The organism is Streptomyces fradiae, from assembly GCF_041270065.1.
GTDB lineage: Bacteria > Actinomycetota > Actinomycetes > Streptomycetales > Streptomycetaceae > Streptomyces.
In genome coordinates, this window is sequence record NZ_CP065958.1 from 1,418,434 (window position 1) to 1,435,131 (window position 16,698).

The 16,698-nt window shown below is 74.2% G+C and carries 13 protein-coding genes; 4 read left to right on the plus strand and 9 right to left on the minus strand.

Annotated elements, in window-relative coordinates; translation table 11 throughout:
* Nucleotides 1-503 precede the first annotated feature (503 nt).
* A complete protein-coding gene (locus JAO84_RS06295) occupies nt 504-2,105 on the plus strand; it encodes an ABC-F family ATP-binding cassette domain-containing protein (protein WP_370411176.1) in 1,602 nt (533 codons plus the stop codon).
* On the opposite strand, the gene JAO84_RS06300 is transcribed toward JAO84_RS06295, so the two are convergent.
* The 3 genes from JAO84_RS06300 to JAO84_RS06310 all read right to left on the minus strand — a co-directional run bounded on the left by JAO84_RS06300 (nt 2,078) and on the right by JAO84_RS06310 (nt 5,683).
* Entirely contained in the window at nt 2,078-3,313 is a 1,236-nt protein-coding gene (locus tag JAO84_RS06300) for a methyltransferase (protein ID WP_370411178.1), read from the minus strand. The two genes, JAO84_RS06295 and JAO84_RS06300, sit on opposite strands and share 28 nt — an antisense overlap.
* 86 nt (nt 3,314-3,399) lie before the next feature.
* The gene (locus JAO84_RS06305) at nt 3,400-3,975 is read right to left on the minus strand and encodes a histidine phosphatase family protein (protein ID WP_370411180.1); all 576 of its coding nucleotides are present in this window, start codon (nt 3,973-3,975) and stop codon (nt 3,400-3,402) included.
* A gap of 253 nt (nt 3,976-4,228) precedes the next feature.
* Nucleotides 4,229-5,683 (minus strand): PLP-dependent aminotransferase family protein, encoded by a 1,455-nt coding sequence (locus JAO84_RS06310; protein WP_370411182.1) that lies wholly within the window; start codon nt 5,681-5,683, stop codon nt 4,229-4,231.
* Here JAO84_RS06310 and JAO84_RS06315 point away from each other — a divergent pair.
* Together JAO84_RS06315 and JAO84_RS06320 are read left to right on the plus strand one after the other, a co-directional pair.
* A complete protein-coding gene (locus tag JAO84_RS06315; protein ID WP_370411184.1) occupies nt 5,682-6,659 on the plus strand; it encodes a DMT family transporter in 978 nt (325 codons plus the stop codon). The two genes, JAO84_RS06310 and JAO84_RS06315, sit on opposite strands and share 2 nt — an antisense overlap.
* Before the next feature lie 69 nt (nt 6,660-6,728).
* The gene (locus JAO84_RS06320; RefSeq protein ID WP_370411186.1) at nt 6,729-6,932 is read left to right on the plus strand and encodes a DUF1918 domain-containing protein; all 204 of its coding nucleotides are present in this window, start codon (nt 6,729-6,731) and stop codon (nt 6,930-6,932) included.
* A gap of 36 nt (nt 6,933-6,968) precedes the next feature.
* Here the strand turns inward: JAO84_RS06320 and JAO84_RS06325 are convergent, their stop codons facing one another.
* Nucleotides 6,969-8,204 (minus strand): glycoside hydrolase family 10 protein, encoded by a 1,236-nt coding sequence (locus tag JAO84_RS06325; RefSeq protein ID WP_370411188.1) that lies wholly within the window; start codon nt 8,202-8,204, stop codon nt 6,969-6,971.
* A 203-nt stretch (nt 8,205-8,407) separates the two neighbouring features.
* On the opposite strand from JAO84_RS06325, the gene JAO84_RS06330 reads away from it, so the two are divergent.
* Nucleotides 8,408-9,268 carry a 3-hydroxybutyryl-CoA dehydrogenase gene (locus JAO84_RS06330; RefSeq protein ID WP_265865470.1) on the plus strand — a complete coding sequence of 287 codons (861 nt, stop codon included), beginning with the start codon at nt 8,408-8,410 and terminating at the stop codon, nt 9,266-9,268.
* A 114-nt stretch (nt 9,269-9,382) separates the two neighbouring features.
* On the opposite strand, the gene JAO84_RS06335 is transcribed toward JAO84_RS06330, so the two are convergent.
* From JAO84_RS06335 to pheS, 5 genes are all read right to left on the minus strand, one after another.
* On the minus strand, nt 9,383-9,913 hold the full coding sequence (locus JAO84_RS06335) for an NUDIX domain-containing protein (protein ID WP_265865471.1): 531 nt from the start codon (nt 9,911-9,913) through the stop codon (nt 9,383-9,385).
* Nucleotides 9,914-9,999: 86 nt separating this feature from the next.
* Nucleotides 10,000-11,340 carry a transcriptional regulator gene (locus tag JAO84_RS06340; protein WP_265865472.1) on the minus strand — a complete coding sequence of 447 codons (1,341 nt, stop codon included), beginning with the start codon at nt 11,338-11,340 and terminating at the stop codon, nt 10,000-10,002.
* A gap of 290 nt (nt 11,341-11,630) precedes the next feature.
* Nucleotides 11,631-12,668: a PP2C family protein-serine/threonine phosphatase gene (locus tag JAO84_RS06345; RefSeq protein ID WP_370411191.1), complete on the minus strand. Its 1,038-nt coding sequence runs from the start codon at nt 12,666-12,668 to the stop codon at nt 11,631-11,633.
* 256 nt (nt 12,669-12,924) lie between these two features.
* Nucleotides 12,925-15,456: a phenylalanine--tRNA ligase subunit beta gene (gene pheT / locus JAO84_RS06350; protein WP_370411193.1), complete on the minus strand. Its 2,532-nt coding sequence runs from the start codon at nt 15,454-15,456 to the stop codon at nt 12,925-12,927.
* The gene (pheS, locus tag JAO84_RS06355; protein WP_370411195.1) at nt 15,456-16,583 is read right to left on the minus strand and encodes a phenylalanine--tRNA ligase subunit alpha; all 1,128 of its coding nucleotides are present in this window, start codon (nt 16,581-16,583) and stop codon (nt 15,456-15,458) included. Before pheS ends, pheT begins: the two co-directional genes overlap by 1 nt.
* Nucleotides 16,584-16,698: the final 115 nt, after the last annotated feature.

Here is a 16,698-nt window from a genome sequence, read left to right on the forward strand (position 1 = left end):
TAGCGCGAGCCGAGCCCGCACCGCCACGACCCGGACCGCCAAGGCCAGGGCTGCCAGCCCGGGCGACGGCCCGCGTGCGCCGGACCCTCACCACCGGGCTGGGGCCCCGCCCCGGGCGCCTGACGGACCCCGCGATGCCTCGCGTGCGCCCGGCCAGGGCCGCCAGGCCCGCACCGCCAAGCCGGGCCACCGGACTGGGGACCGCCAACCCGCACGACGACTCACGCGCGCCGGCCCCGCACCGCCAAGACCCGCACCACCGACCCGGGGCCCCGCACCGGACCCTGGCGAACCGCCCGACGCCTCGCGGGCGCCCGGCCAGGGCCGCCGGGCCCGCCGCCCGCCCGCTTCGCCGCGCCCGCCGCGATATTCAGGTGCGGCCGCCCGCCCCCTCCCGTACCGTCATCGACATGTCTACGCCCCGCATCTCCTAGCCCCAGGACCCGCTTCCACGCCACCCGTGTGTCCTTGAGCCAGTTGAGCTTGTTCGGAGCGTATTTCCCATGATCACCGTTCGTGGTGTCGACGTGCGCGTCGGCGCCCGTCTTCTCCTGTCCGGCGTCTCCTGCCACATCGCGCCCGGCGACCGCGTCGGGCTCGTCGGCCGCAATGGCGCCGGCAAGACGACCCTTCTCCACACCCTGGCCGGGCTGCGCGCACCGGCCGCCGGCAGCGTGCTGCGTACCGGCCCGGTGGCGCATCTGGCGCAGGATTCCCGCGCCGCCGACCCCGCCGTGAGCGTCACCGACCGGATCCTGTCGGCGCGGGGCATGGACGTGGCCGTGCGGCGGCTGCGTGCGGCGGCCGATGGGCTCGCCGAGCGGGCCGATGAGCGGGCCATGGAGGCGTACGTGCGCGCCGAGGCCGCGTTCGAGGCGTGTGGCGGGTACGCGGCGGAGGCCGAGGCGGCGCGGGTCGCGGCCGGGCTGGGGCTGCCCGGGGACGTGCTGGCGCGGCCGGTCGGCACGCTGTCCGGTGGGCAGAAGCGGCGGGTCGAGCTGGCGCGGATCCTGTTCGCCGGGCACGGCCGCGAGGGCACTCTGCTGCTGGACGAGCCGACCAATCACCTCGACGCGGACTCGGTCGGCTGGCTGCGCGGTCATCTCGCCGCCCACCAGGGCGGTCTGGTGGTCATCAGCCACGACCTCGAACTGATCGAGGCGACCGTGAACCGGGTGTTCCACGTCGACCCGCAGCGCGCCACGATCGACGTCCACAACACCGGCTGGGCCGCCTATCTGGTCCAGCGCGCCGCCGACGAGCGGCGCCGCACCCGCGAGCGGGCCAACGCCGAACGCAAGGCGGCGGCGCTGCACGCGCAGGCGGACAAGATGAAGGCCCGGACCTCGACCTCGGTCACCGCGCGCAGCATGGCGCGCCGCGCCGACCGGCTCCTGGACGGCCTGGAGACCGCGCGGCGCACCGAGCAGGTGGCGCGGATCCGGCTGCCGGAGCCCGCGCCCTGCGGCCGTACGCCGCTCGGCGCGATCTCCCTCGCCAAGGGGTACGGGGAAGGGCGGCGGGTGCTCGACGGGGTGGACCTCGCCGTGGACCGGGGCAGCCGCATGGTCGTGCTCGGGCTGAACGGCGCGGGCAAGACGACGCTGCTGCGGCTGCTCGCGGGGCGGGAGGCGCCGGACGCGGGCCGTGTCGTGCACGGACACGGGCTGCGGATCGGCTACTTCGCGCAGGAGCACGAGACCCTCGACCCGGACCGCACGGTCCGGGAGAACCTGGCCGCGGCCGCCCCGCACCTCACCGACGGCGAGGTGCGCCGGGTGCTCGGCGCGTTCCTGTTCCGCGGCGACGACGCCGACAAGCCGGCCGGGGTCCTCTCGGGCGGCGAGAAGACCCGGCTCGCGCTCGCGGGCCTGGTCCACTCGGGTGCGAACGTGCTGCTGCTCGACGAGCCGACGAACAACCTCGACCCGGCCTCCCGCGACGAGGTGCTCGCCGCCGTCGGCACGTACCCGGGCGCGATCGTCATGGTGACCCACGACGAGGGCGCGATCGACGCGCTGCGCCCGGAGCGGGTGCTGCTCCTGCCGGACGCGGAAGAGGACCTGTGGAACGACGGCTACCGGGAGCTGGTGTCCCTCGCCTGACCCTCCCGCTTCACGGCCCTCAGGACCACGAACTTCGGGTCGCTCGCGACCAGTTCGCTGTTGCCGAAGATCCGGCGCAGGGCGACGTGGTAGCCGAGGTGCCGGTTGCCCACCACCCACAGCTCCCCGCCGGGCCGCAGCGCCCGGCGGGCGTCGGCGAACATCCGGCGGGCGGTGCGGTCGGTGGTGGCCTGGTGGCTGTGGAACGGCGGGTTGTTGAGCACCAGGTCCACCGAACCGGGGGCGGCCTCGGCGAGCCCGTCGCCCACGGCGAACTCCGCCTTGCGGTCCTCGCCCGCGTGGGTGCGGAAGTTCTCCTCGGCGGAGGCCACGGCCTGGTACGACTCGTCGGTGAAGAGGAGCTCGGCCTCGGGCTCGGCCAGCGCGACGGCGAGCCCGACGACGCCGTTGCCGCAGCCGAGGTCGACCACGCGGGCGGCGCCGAGGCCGGTCGGCAGGTGCTGGAGGAAGAAGCGGGTGCCGATGTCGAGGCGGTCGGCGCAGAAGACGCCGGCCTGGTTGACGACGGTGCGGCCCGCGAGCCCGGCGGGGGCGTCGGCGGGCAGCGCGTAGCGGTACGGCCAGGGGTTCGCGTCCCGTACGGGATCCGCGCCCGCCTCGCCCGTGCCCACCGCGTGCGCGTCCGGCACGTGCACGTCCGGCGTCGTGTGGATGAGCCGGGCCTTCTTCACCGCAAGCGAGGTCCGGGTGGTCCCCAGGATCCGCTCGAACAGCGCGAGCGTCGAGGTGTGGATCTCCTTCACCATGCCGGTGCCGACGATCACCGTGTGCTCGTGCACCGCGGGCGCGAGCCGGTGCAGCTGGTCCTCCAGGAGCGCGAGGCTCTTCGGGACGCGGACGAGCAGCACGTCGATCCGCTCGGGCGGCGGGTCCTGGGTGGTGAGCAGGGTGACCGCGTCGGGCGCGGCCCCGGAGCGGGCCAGGTTCTCGGCGGTGGCGGTGCGCCCCAGGTACGAGTCGGAGATCTGCACCAGTGCGCCGGTGCCGGGACGGGCGGCAAGCGCGGTCACCAGGGCGCCCCACCGGTCGCCGACGACGGCGACGGTCCCGGACAGGTCGGTGCCCGTCTCGGCGAGGTGGCCGAGCAGATACTCGTCGGCGGCGTCCCAGGCGCGCAGCGGGTCGCGCGGGTCGGCGGGGAATCGGGTGAGCGGGAAGGTGCCCCAGGACGTGGTCAGACGGTTCATCGTGCCCACCAGGCTAGCCGGTCGCGCCCGCGCTCCCTTCCCGACGACCTCCCCGACGACTTCCCCGACAGCCTTCCCGGCGGCGGCTACGACATCGCGGCCGCCAGCTCCAGGTGCCAGGCCCCGGGGCGCCCGGTCAGGGTGACCGTCGACAGGGGCCGGACGTCGACGTTCCAGTACGTCGGGGGCGGGGCCTTCAGGGCGTAGACGAGAGCGGCCCGTACGACGGCGGGTTCGGCGACGGCGACGATCTCGCCGTCGGCGGCCGGGCGGGTGTCGAGCCAGCCGCCGACGCGTGTGATGAAGGACAGCAGGGTCTCGCCGCCGTGCGGGGCGGTGTGCGGGTCGGTGAGCCAGGCGTCGACGGCGGCCGGTTCGAGGGCGGCGACCTCGGCGAGGGTGAGTCCGCGCCAGCGGCCCATGTCGCAGTCGCGCAGGGCGGGCTGGGCGAGCGGGGCGTAGCCGAGGGCGGTGCCGGTGGCCCGGCTGCGGGCGGTGGGCGAGCAGTAGCGCAGCTCCGCCGCACCGAGCGGAACCAGCCGGGGCGCGGCGAGCTGCACCTCGTACCAGCCGGCCTCGTCGAGGGGCCGGTCGTCGTCGAAGCGTTCGGCGAGCAGTGAGGAGCTGCGTGCCGCCGCGACCAGCGTGACCCGAAGACCCATGGCCGCGATCGTGAGGCCGGTGGGCCCGCAGGTCAAGAGGTGGGTGTCCGGCCGCCGCGGGGGCCGGCGCCCGCCGCTGTCCGAGAGCCTGCCACTTGTCAGGATTCCGCGATGGCGGGAAACCGCCCTGCCAGGCAGGGGTGACGGCGACGGACCGGGCCGGGGGCCGCGCAGGACACCGGGCGCGTCCGGGGCATGTGCCGGTGGTCTGCCCATGGCCCGGGCGCGGGCGGCCCCAGGTGGTGTCCGGCCCTCACGCTCCCGACAGTTCCCGCCCGTCGGCCTCGTCGACGGCGGCGCGCAGCCGGCGCACCCCCTCGACGATCTCCGTCGGGCCCGCGACACCCGCGAAACTCAGCCGGATGTGCCCGGCGGGCGGCTCGGCGCAGAAGTACGGGCGGCCGGGGGCGACCGCGACCCCGGCGCGCAGCGCGGCGGGCAGCAGGGCGGTCTCGGGGAGGGTGTCGGGCAGCCGGAGCCACAGGTGGTAGCCGCCGGACGGGACGTGCGGCAGGGCGAGTTCGGGCAGGTGCAGCCCGAGCGCGCCGGTCATGGTGTCCCGGCGGTGCTTCAGCTCCTCGGAGACGGCGCGCAGATGCCGGTTCCAGGCCGGGGAGCCGACGAGTTCGAGCGCCGCCTCCTGCAGCGGCCGGGGTACGAAGAAGCTGTCGACGACCTGGATGGCGCGGAGGCGTTCGAGGACCGGGCCGCGCGCGGCGAGGGCGCCCACCCGGAGGCTGGCCGAGGTGACCTTGGTGAGCGAGCAGACATGGACGACGACGCCGTCGGGGTCGTCGGCGGCGAGCGTGGGCGGCAGCGGCGCGGCGTCGGCGTGGACCAGGCGGCGGGCGAAGTCGTCCTCGATCACGAAGGCGCCGGCGGCCCGGGCGGTCCGGACGACGGCGGTGCGGCGTTCGGCGGACAGGGCGGCCCCGGTGGGGTTCTGGAACAGCGGCTGGCAGACCAGGACGCGGGCGCCGGTGGCGCCGAAGGCGGCTTCGAGGAGGTCGGGGCGGATGCCGTCGGCGTCGGTGGGCACCGGGACCGGGCGCAGTCCGGCGGCGCGGGCGGCGGCCAGCATGCCGGGGTAGGTGGGTGATTCGACGAGTACGGGGGTGCCGGGTGCGGCGAGGGCGCGCAGCGCGGTGGTGAGGGCGGACTGGCCGCCGGCGGTGACCAGGACCTCGGCGGCGGTGACGCCGCCGCCGATCTCGCGGGCGAACCAGGCGCGCAGTTCGGGCAGTCCGTCGGTGGGCGGGCGGCCCCAGGCGCCGGGGCGGCGGCCGGCCCGGGCGAGGGCGCCGGCGAGGGCCCGCTCGGGCTGGAGGGCGGGGTGGAGGTAGCCGCCGTTGAACTCGACGACGCCGGGTGGGGGCGCGGCGAGGGTGACGAGGACGCCGGAGGCGTCGACGGCGCGCGGCACGAGGTCGGTGGCGCCGTCGGCGCTGAGCGCGAGCTCCTGCCAGGAGGTGTCGCCGGTGGCGGGGGCGGCGGGGCGCGGCTCGGCGCGGTAGGCGCCGGCGCCGGGCCGGGTGACGACGAGGCCCTCGGCGGCGAGCTGGGCGAGGGCGCGGGTGACGGTCACCGGGGAGACGCGGTAGCGCTCGACGAGAGCGCGGCTCGACGGCAGCTTCTCTCCGGGTGAGTAGCGGTTCAGCTCCGCTTTCAGGGATCCCGCCAGTTCGGTGACACTGCTACGCTCGTGCATGAGAGCACAGAATAGCGCTACTGGATCGAGCACGATAGCGGTCACCGCTTCCGGACCGGCCGCCTCCGGGACCGCCACCCGACCGGCCGCTTCCGGCACCGGAGCCGCGGCCGGCCCCGACTCCCGCACCGGCACCCTCCTCGCCGCGCTCGGCGTGCTCGCCTTCTCGCTCACCTTCCCGTCCACCGTGTGGGGCCTGGAGAGCTTCGGCCCCTGGTCGCTCGTCACCGTCCGCTCGGTGCTCGCCGCGCTGATCGCGGGGGCCTTCCTGCTCGCCGGCCGGGTGCCGCTGCCGGACCGGCGCCACTGGGCCGGGCTCGCGGTCGTCGCGGGCGGTGTGGTCGTCGGCTTCCCGCTGCTCACCACGCTGGCCCTGCGGACCTCCACCACCTCGCACGCCGCCGTGGTGGTGGGGCTGCTGCCGCTGACCACCGCGACGTTCGCCGCGATCCGTACCGGCCGCCGCCCGTCCCGTACCTTCTGGATCGCGGCCGTCGCCGGAGCCGTCGTCGTCCTCGCCTTCACCGTGCAGCAGAGCGGCGGCGCCCTGTCCGCCGGCGACCTCTACCTCTTCGGCGCGCTGCTCGTGTGCGCCGCCGGATACACCGAGGGCGGACGGCTCGCCGGGCTCATGCCGGGCTGGCAGGTGGTCGGCTGGGCGCTGGTCCTCTGCCTGCCGCTGATGACGGCCGGAGCGGCCGTGGCGCTCGCGTACGAGCCGGTGCGTCTCACCGCGCACGGCGTCGCGGGTCTCGTCTGGGTGGCGGCCGGCTCGACCTTCTTCGGCCTGTACGTCTGGTACCGCGGCATGGCCCGGATCGGCATCCCGCGCGCCAGCCAGCTCCAGCTCGCCCAGCCGCTGCTCACCCTTTTCTGGTCGGTGACCGTGCTCGGCGAGGACCTGGCCCCGGCCGCCCCGATCGCCGCCGTCGGCGTGCTGGTCTGCATCGCCGTGACCCAGCGGGCGAAGAGCTGAGACGCAGGTCACAATGGCAGACGTAGACTCTGAGTAGGGCAGCCCAGTCGCGAACGCCAGGAGGAACCGATGCGTGCGTCCAAGGGCGACAAGCTGGTCATGCACGGCCGTACGGTCGGACAGCACGACCGGACGGCCGAAGTCGTTCAGGTCATGGGCGAGAACGGCAACCCCCCGTTCCGCGTGAAGTTCGACGACGACGGCCACGAGGCCGTGATGTCGCCGGGCCCCGACACCACCGTCCGCCACCGCCCGGAGCCCGGGGGCCAGTGAGCCCCCGGCCCCGGGGCCACGGGGAGGCAGTGCGGTTCAGGGTGAGGCGTCGAGGACGGCGGTGAGCGCGCCCAGCGGGTCCTTGGCTGCCTCGCGGGCCGCGAAGTAGACATGCCCGGCGACGTTCTCGTACGAGCGGGCGAGCTGCACGTGCCGGACCAGCTCGCGCGGGTCCCGCCAGGCCTCCGGGTGCGCCGGGTCCCCCACCTTGTACAGCGCCTCGCCGAGGTACAGCCGCACGCCGGTGCCGCGTACGGCCCCGTCCCACCAGCGCACCAGCTCGGCGTAGTCGGCGGACGGGAAGCCGATGTTCCAGTAGAGCTGCGGGACCACGTAGTCGATCCAGCGCTCCTGGATCCAGCGCCGGGTGTCCGCGTACAGGTCGTCGTAGGTCTGCACGCCCCCGCGGGTGGCGGAGCCGGCCGGGTCGGTCGACGCGTGCCGCCAGATGCCGAACGGGCTGATGCCGAAGGCCACCTCCGGTTTGACCGCCCTGATCCGGGCCGCCATCTCGGAGACCAGGAGATCGGTGTTGTCGCGCCGCCAGGCCGCCCGGTCGGCGAAGCCCGTCCCGTACCGCGCGAAGGCCGCGTCGTCGTCGACGGCCTGCCCGGCCACCGGATACGGATAGAAGTAGTCGTCCCAGTGCAGCGCGTCGATGTCGTAGCGGCGTACGGCGTCCAGCATGGCGTCCTGCACGTGCCGCCGGACCTCGGGCAGGCCCGGGTTGTAGAGCATCCGCCCGTCGTGGACGAGCGCCCACTCGGGGTGCCGGCGCACCGGGTGGTCCGGGGCGAGCTTCCGCGGGTCGGCGTGGCCGGCCACCCGGTACGGATTGCACCAGGCGTGCAGCTCCAGGCCGCGCGCGTGCGCCTCGTCCACCGCCGTGCCGAGCGGGTCCCAGCCGGGGTCCCGGCCCTGCACACCGGTGAGGCACTGCGCCCAGGGCTCGTACGGCGAGGGCCACAGGGCGTCGGCCGAGGGCCGGACCTGGAGCATGACCGCGGTCATCCGGCGCCGTACCGCGAGGTCGAGCCAGCCGACGAGCTCGGCGCGCTGCTCGGCGGCGGTGAGGCCGGGGCGGGACGGGAAGTCGCGGTTGGTGACGGTGGCGATCCACATGCCGCGGAATTCGTCGCCCTGCCTCCGCGACCGCGCGGGGCGGCCGACGGCCTCCGCCGCCGTGGAGACGTCCCCGCCCCCGTCCCCGCCCCCGTCCCCGTCCCCGTCCCCGGACTGGAGACCGAGCGCGGTCAGGGCCGCACCCGCCATGAACCCTCTTCTACCGATCGGCGGCATTTGTCACCCCTGGCTATCGGATACGTCACAGCCCATCGGACAGCATGCCCACCCCAGAACGATCGATCATCGCGCGTGTCGGGAGTAACGTCGTGGAGTCGAGGCGGACGCGCACCGGAATCACACGGGCCCACCGCCGCCAGCAGAGAAGCGAAAGGCACGAGGTGACGGACTCCATGGCCGACATTGAGCGCATCGGAGTGGTCGGCTGCGGCCAGATGGGCGCGGGCATCGCCGAGGTGTGCGCCCGCAGCGGACTCGACGTGAAGGTCGCCGAGACCACCGGCGAGGCGCTGGAGATCGGCCGCACGCGGCTCTACAACTCGCTCGCGAAGGCCGCCGAACGCGGCAAGATCAGCGAGGAGGAGCGCGACGCGACGCTCGCGCGGCTCAGCTTCACGACCGACCTGGGCGAATTCGCGGACCGCGATCTCGTCATCGAGGCCGTCGTCGAGAACGAGCAGGTCAAGACCGAGATCTTCCAGGTGCTCGACCAGGTGGTGACCCGGCCCGACGCCATCCTGGCCTCCAACACCTCCTCCATCCCGCTGGTGAAGCTGGCCGTGGCGACCTCCCGCCCCGACCACGTCATCGGCATCCACTTCTTCAACCCGGCTCCGGTGCAGAAGCTGGTCGAGCTGATCCCCGCCCTCACCACCTCCGAGGGCACGATCAGCCGGGCCCAGCTGTTCGCCGAGAAGACCCTCGGCAAGCACGCGATCCGCGCGCAGGACCGCTCCGGCTTCGTGGTGAACGCCCTGCTCGTGCCATATCTGCTCTCCGCGATCCGGATGTTCGAGTCGGGCATCGCGAGCCGCGAGGACATCGACAACGGCATGGAGTTCGGCTGCGCCCACCCGATGGGCCCGCTGAAGCTGTCGGACCTGATCGGTCTGGACACGATCGCCTCGATCGCCGACTCGATGTACGCCGAGTACAAGGAGCCGCTGTACGCCGCTCCCCCGCTGCTGCAGCGCATGGTGGACGCGGGCCGCCTGGGCCGGAAGACCGGCTCGGGCTTCTATCCGTACTCCTGAGACCCCGGGAGTGCTCTGCCGGACGGCTCGTACACCGCACAGGTACGGGCCGTCCGGCGTTTTTTCGCGGGCTCGTCCCGGCCTCGGCCGGGCCCGCCCCTGCCTCGGCCGGGCTCACCCCAGCCGCAGGTGGTGCAGGAGCAGCAGCCCGGCGGCCATGCCGGCGGCCGGGACCTCGCCGCGGGCGATCATGTCGGGCACGAGCTTGAGCGGCACCCATTCCAGGCGTGAGGACTCGAAGGCGTCCTGCGGCGGACCGGTCCAGGTGGCCTCCTCGCTCCAGTAGAGGTGGTGGCGGGCGTCGGAGAGGCCGTTGGAGGGCTCGACGGTGAGCAGCGGGCGCAGCGGCCCGGGGCGCCAGCCGGTCTCCTCCTCCATCTCGCGGGCGGCGGCGGCCGCGAGGTCCTCGCCGTCCTCGACGACCCCGGCCGCGAGCTCCCAGCCCCAGCTGTCGGTGATGAAGCGGTGGCGCCAGAGCAGCAGGACCTCGTCGGCGGCGTTGACGGCGGTCGCGGCGGCGACCGGGCGCAGCCGGATCAGATAGTGGTCGAGGCGGCGGCCGTCGGGGAGTTCGACGTCCGCGAGGTTGACCCGGAACCAGCGGTTCTCATACACGGGCTGTTCGTTCAGTTTCGTCCATTGCACGTTTTTGCCACCTTCCGACAGCCTTCGACAGGTCGGTGATTACTTGGTGGCAATATCGCAGGTGCGACCCGGTCGCAAGGACACGCTCACAGGGGCACGCGCAGCGCACTGTCGACGATCTCGGCCGCCCGGCGCGCATCCGCTCCCCCGCTCGCGAGCAACTGTTCGCGGACGAGCAGCAGCCGTTCCCGCAGCCGCCGCGACTCCATCCCCCGGGCCCGCTCGGTCATCTCCACCGCCGTGTCCGCGGCGCGGTCCGGCTCGCCCTGCCGCAGCTCGATCTGACAGAGCATCGCGAGCCGGTGCACCCGGCCCCGGTCGTGGGCCGGGGTGCCGACGGCGGCGGCCGCGTGCTCATGGGCCGCGGCCAGTTCGCCCAGACTGAGCAGGGCCTCCGCCACCTGCACGTTGACCAGGCCCGGCTGCACATAACCGGTCTCGGCCGGCTCGCTGCCCGGGCTGATCCGCTCCGCCTCGGCCTCCGCCCGCCGGATCCGGGCGAGCGCCGCCGCGCCGTCGCCGAGATGCGCGTACGCCTTCGCCTGCATCGCCGTCAGATCGGCGGCGAGCGCCGGCGTGATCTCGTGGCGCGCCGAGCGAAGCGCCGCCTCCGCGAAGGCCACCGCCTGCCGGTACTCCCCCATGAACAGGCACTGGTTGACGAGCAGCGCCACCACATAGGCGCCGAGCCCGCGGTCGCCGCTCGCCTTGGCGAGCCGCAGCGCCTGGTGGAAGTAGCGCTGGGCCAGACCCTGGGCGTCGGAGTCGTACGCGCAGATCCCGGCCACCGCCACCAGACCGCCGGTCGCCCGGTGCAGCTGCCGGCCGAGCGCGTCGCCGTAACCGCCGCGCAGCAGCGGCGCGGTCTCGGTGGTGAGGAAGCCGACGATCCGGGCGCGGGTGGCCATGCCGCCGGCCTTGCGATACATCTGCTCGTAGTGCGCCCGCGCCGCCGCCAGCATCGACACATCGGCGGCCGAGACGCGGGTGCGGCCGGCCCGCGAGACATCGGCGTCCTCCGGCGGGTTCTCCCACTCCCACACCGGCATCACCGCGGGGTTCCCGGTCACGGCGGGCGCCCCTATGACGTGCGGGCGGCGCTGCTCGTCGGAACGCCAGAGGGCGGTGGCCCGCTCGACGAAACCGGCGAGCGGGGAGCCGGGCGCGGGCAGGACCGCGCCGGGTACGCCGAGGCCGATGTCGTCGAGGGTGACGGCGCGCTGCAGCCGCCCGGCGAGCACCTCGCAGATCAGGTCGGGCACCTGGCCGCGCGGGCGCTGGCCCTTCAACCAGCGGGCCACGGCGGTGTGTTCGTAGCGCAGGGCGAGCCCACGGGCGCGGCCCGCCTGGTTCACCCGGGCGGCGAAGCCGGCGTGGGAGATGCCCGCTTCGGCGAGCATCGCGTCGAGGAGGGTGTTGGGGTGCATGGGACCGCTCCGGTGATTCGGTGCGCTCAGACTAGGGCCTGTCCGGCGGAACACGCCCCGGTACGGGCCGCTTTCGCACGGGGTGTGAATGAAGTACTCGTTGTTCCCTTCCGTGCACGCTGTCGAAGTCGCCCCGGTACGGGTTGACTTGGCTCCCTCGCCGAAGGGCGAGGACCGGGCCGCCGGCTCCCCCTCGTACAGTGCGGTCGCCCGGTCCGCGCGCCGTCCGTGCTGCTGATCTGCCCGACACTCCGTGGCAGCGCGGGCGGCGCCGGCCACCCCGGCCCCTCTCAATGAGGGGAGGGCGTGGGCCGGGTACGGCGCAGCCCGGGTTCGGCGGGCTGCGCCGGTACCCGTACCCGGTCGTTGCGGACGACGAGAAGGGCCACGTCGTCGGCGAGCCGGCCGCCCGTGTGCCGCAGCAGGGCGGTGTGCACCTGTCGTACGAGCTCCGCCGGGGCCTCCCGGGCCGCGCCGGCGAGCACCGCGGGCAGCGGGAAGAACCGGCCCCGGTGGTCCCGGGCCTCCTCGGCGCCGTCGGTGTGCAGCACCAGGGTCTCGCCGGGCAGCAGCCGGGGCGCGGTGTACGGCACGAGGTCGGCGGGCAGCGGGAACGAGCCGAGCGGGGGCAGCGGATCGCCGACGGGTACGGGCTCGACGCACCGGCCGCCGATCCGGTACGGGCCGGGGTGCCCGCAGTCCAGGACCCGGAGCTCCCCGTCGGGCCCGATCTCCAGGAGCAGCAGGGTCACGAACTCCTCGGCCACCGGGTGCTCCTCGCGGGCCCGCTCGCACAGATGCCGGCCGAGCGCCCGCTCCAACCTCCGCAGCACGTCCGCGAGTTCGGCCTCGTCGTGGGCCGCCTCACGGAAGCTCCCGAGCAGCGCGACCACCGTGCCGAGCGCGGCGAGCCCGTGCCCGCGCACGTCCCCGATCACGATCCGCACCCCGTACGGCGTGGCCACCGCCTCGTACAGATCCCCGCCCACCACCGCGCCCCGCGCGGCCGACAACTGCCCCGCCGCGACCGCGAGTCCGTCGATCCGCGCCGCCGGCGGCCGCAGCAGCACCTGCTGCGCGGCCTCGGCCACGGCCCGCACCCGCGCCAGCTCCCGCACGAGCCCGCCCCGCGCCCCGAGCAGCAGCCCGATCCCGACGGTCAGGAACACCACACTGGTGGCCACCCGCATCGGCAGCCCCGGCTCGCGGGCCAGCGGACACCACAACCGCCACGCCACGGCCAGCCCGCCCCACACCACCGGAGCCACCAGCGGACCACTCCGCCTCAGCCGGGAGCCCTCGCCGACCACTCCCCAGTCACGGAACATCCACGGCCCTTCCCGAGGCCCGCCAGCGCCCGAAGACCCTGCGGCACACAGGCCCGCCCCTGTGACCGCGTCGATTCTCGCGACCCCCACCGCACCGGGGACACCCTCCCCCGGAGATCTCACCCGAAGGAGTGAGTAACCCCGACGGGTGTCCCGTACGGAAGTACGGGCGTACGGCACAGGGCGGGCGCACGAAAGGGGCCCTGCCCCGGGTGTTCGCCCCGGGCAGGGCCCCTTGTCAAGTGCTCCTGAACCGTCAGGCGCCGCGCAGCACCGCGCCCGTGTGCTCCGACGCCGTGGCGACCGCGGCGTCGCGGGCCGCGGTGGCCTCGTCGACCGTCAGGGTGCGGTCGGGGGCGCGGAAGCGGAGGGCGTAGGCCAGGGACTTCTTGCCGGGGCCGATCTGGTCGCCGGTGTAGACGTCGAACAGGCGGATGGACTCCAGGAGTTCGCCCGCCCCGGCGGCCAGGTGGTGCTCGACCGTGGCGGCGGGGACGTCCTGGTCGACGACCAGGGCGACGTCCTGGGTGGCGACCGGGAAGGCCGAGATGCTCGGGGCCTTCAGGGGGCCCTCGCTCGCGCGCTCCAGGATGTCGAGGTCCAGCTCCATCGCGCAGGTGCGGGCCGGGAGGCCGAGGGCCTTGACCACGCGGGGGTGGAGCTCGCCGGCGTGGCCGGCCAGGACCTTCTCGCCGTCGATGACGACGTGGAAGGAGGCGCAGCGGCCCGGGTGCCACGGGGCGTGCTGGTCGGCGGCGATCAGCAGCTCCGTGCCGGACTCAGTGGCGATCAGGCGCGCGGCCTGGATCGCGTCGGCCCAGTCGGCCGGGCGGCCCTTGCCCCACCAGCCGGCCTGCTCGCGGGAGCCGGCCAGGACGACCGCGGCGCGGCGCGGCTGCGCGGGCAGCGCGGCGTTGACGCGGGCGATGTCCTCGTCGGAGGGACGCCCGTCGACACCCAGGCGGACGGCCACGGCCGGCTGCCCCTCGGTGGGACGGAAGACCAGACCCGTCTCGAACAGCGCCAGGTCGTGGCTGCCGCGCCCGTCGTTGCGGCGCAGCGCGCCGAGCAGGCCCGGCAGCAGCGTCGTACGGAGCGCGGGCTCCTCGTCGGACAGCGGGTTGACCAGCTTGACCACCCGGCGGCGGGCGTCGTCCGCGTCCAGGCCGAGCTGGTCGAAGACCTGCTCGCCGATGAACGGGTAGTTCAGCGCCTCGACGTAGCCGGCGCCGGCCAGCGTGCGGCCCACCCGGCGGTGGACGCGCTGGCGCTCGGTGAGGCCGCGGCCGGCCGGGGGCTTCGGCAGCGTGGAGGGCAGGTTCTCGTAACCCTCCAGGCGGATGACCTCCTCGGCGAGGTCGTTCGGCACGTACAGGTCGGGACGCCACGACGGGACGGTGACGACGAGCTCGTCCTGCCCGTAGACGTCGCAGCCGATCTCCTGCAGGCGGCGGACGACGGTCTCACGGCCGTAGTCGACGCCCGCGACCTTGTCCGGGTGGTGCGCCGGCATGGTGATGGTGTGCGGCGCGGACGGGGCGACCACCTCGGTGACGCCGGTCTCGGCCGTGCCGCCCGCGAGCAGCACCAGCAGGTCGACGCAGCGCTGCGCGGCCGCGCTCGGGGCCTTCGGGTCGACGCCCCGCTCCCAGCGCTTGGAGCCCTCGGTCGACAGCTTGTGGCGGCGCGAGGTCCGGGCGATGGTGATCGGGTCGAAGTGCGCGGCCTCGATGACGACCTCGGTGGTGCCCGTGACGACGCCGGTCTCGGGGTCGGTCTCCGGGTCGGCGATCTCCGTGTGGGCGCCGCCCATGACACCGGCGAGCGCGATCGGGCCGCTGTTGTCGGTGATCACCAGGTCGCCGGAGTCGAGGACGCGCTTGGCGCCGTCGAGCGTGGTGATCGTCTCGCCCTCGGCGGCGCGGCGGACCCCGATGGGGCCGTCGAGCCGGGTGCGGTCGTAGGCGTGGAGCGGGGTGCCCAGCTCCAGCATCACGTAGTTGGTGATGTCCACGGCCAGCGAGACCGAGCGCATGCCGGCCTTCTGCAGGCGGCGCTGCATCCAGATCGGGGTGCGGGCCTCGGGAGCCACGCCCACGACCGTGCGCGCGGTGAAGCGGTCGCAGCCGATCGGGTCGGCGATCTGGACCGGGTAGCCGTACGCGTTGGGCGCGGGCACGTCGAGCAGCGCCGGGTCGCGCAGCGGCAGGCCGTACGCGATGGCGGTCTCGCGGGCGACGCCGCGGATCGAGAGGCAGTAGCCGCGGTCCGGGGTGACGGCGATGTCGAGGACCTCGTCGAACAGCTCCAGGAGGACCGTGGCGTCGGTGCCGACCTCGTACTCCGGCGGCAGCACGATGATGCCGTGCGTGCCGTCGTCGCCCATGCCGAGCTCGTCGCCCGAGCAGATCATGCCGCGCGAGACCCTGCCGTACGTCTTGCGCTCGGCGATCCGGAAGTCGCCGGGCAGCACGGCGCCGGGCAGGGCCACGACGACCTTGTCGCCCTCGGCGAAGTTCCGGGCGCCGCAGATGATCTCCTGCGGCTCGCCGGTGCCGTTGGCCTGACCGACGTCGACGGTGCAGAAGCGGATCGGCTTCTTGAACTCGGTCAGTTCCTCGATGGTGAGGACCTTGCCGACCACCAGCGGGCCGGTGAGGCCGGCGCCGAGCTGTTCGACGGTCTCGACCTCGAGGCCGGCCGAAATGAGCTTGGCCTGTACGTCACGGCCGGTCACGGTCGCCGGCAGGTCGACGTACTCCCGCAGCCAGGAAAGCGGGACCCGCATCAGATCTCCATCCCGAACGGCCGGGTGAACCGGACGTCACCCTCGACCATGTCTCGCATGTCTTCGACGTTGTGGCGGAACATCAGCATCCGCTCGATGCCGAACCCGAAGGCGAATCCGCTGTACTTCTCGGGGTCCACACCGGTGGCGACCAGCACCTTCGGGTTGACCATGCCGCAGCCGCCGAGCTCGATCCAGCCCTCGCTGCCGCAGGTGCGGCAGGGGCGGTCGGGGTTGCCGACGGACTCGCCGCGGCAGACGTAGCAGAGCATGTCCATCTCGGCGGACGGCTCGGTGAAGGGGAAGAAGTTCGGGCGGAGCCGGGTCTTCATGTCGGGTCCGAAGAGCGCCTGGACCATGTGGTCCAGGGTGCCCTTGAGGTCGGCCATGGTCAGGCCCTCGTCGACGGCCAGCAGCTCGATCTGGTGGAAGACCGGGGTGTGGGTCGCGTCGAGCTCGTCGGTGCGGTAGACGCGGCCGGGGCACACCACGTAGACCGGGGGCTCCCAGTCGATGAGGGTGCGGGCCTGCACCGGCGAGGTGTGGGTGCGCAGCACGACGCCGGACTCGTCGCCCGTGGTGCCCTCGGGGCCCTGGACGAAGAAGGTGTCCTGCATCTGGCGCGCCGGGTGGTCCGGCACGAAGTTCAGCGCGTCGAAGTTGAACCACTCGGCCTCGACCTCGGGGCCCTCGGCGACCTCGTAGCCCATGGAGACGAACACGTCGGCGACGCGCTCCATGAGCGTGGTCAGCGGGTGGCGGGCACCGGCCGGGACACGGTCGTACGGCAGGGTGACGTCGACGGCCTCCTCGACGAGGACCCGGGCGTCGCGCTCGGCCTCCAGCTCGGCCTGGCGGGCGGCCAGGGCCTTGGAGACGGCGCCGCGGGCCTGGCCCACGAGCTTGCCGGCGGCGGCCTTGGCCTGCGGGGGCAGGGCGCCGATCTCGCGGTTGGCGAGCGCCAGCGGCGAGGTGCCGCCGGTGTGCGCCGTCTTCGCGTGGGCGAGCGCGTCGAGGTCGCCTGCGGCGGCGAAGGCGGCGACCGCCTCGTCCCGCATGCGCTCGATCTCTTCCGGTTTCAAGGCCTCGACCTCGACCGGGTCGTACGACTTATTGGGTGCCGACATCTCTTCCCGTGCTTCCGTTGGCTTGGCTGGGCGACCCCCGAGCTCGACGTCAAGGGCGCAAACGTGCCAAAGGACGAGTCTAACGGGGTGGTGGGACGCGAATGAGCCCGTGGGC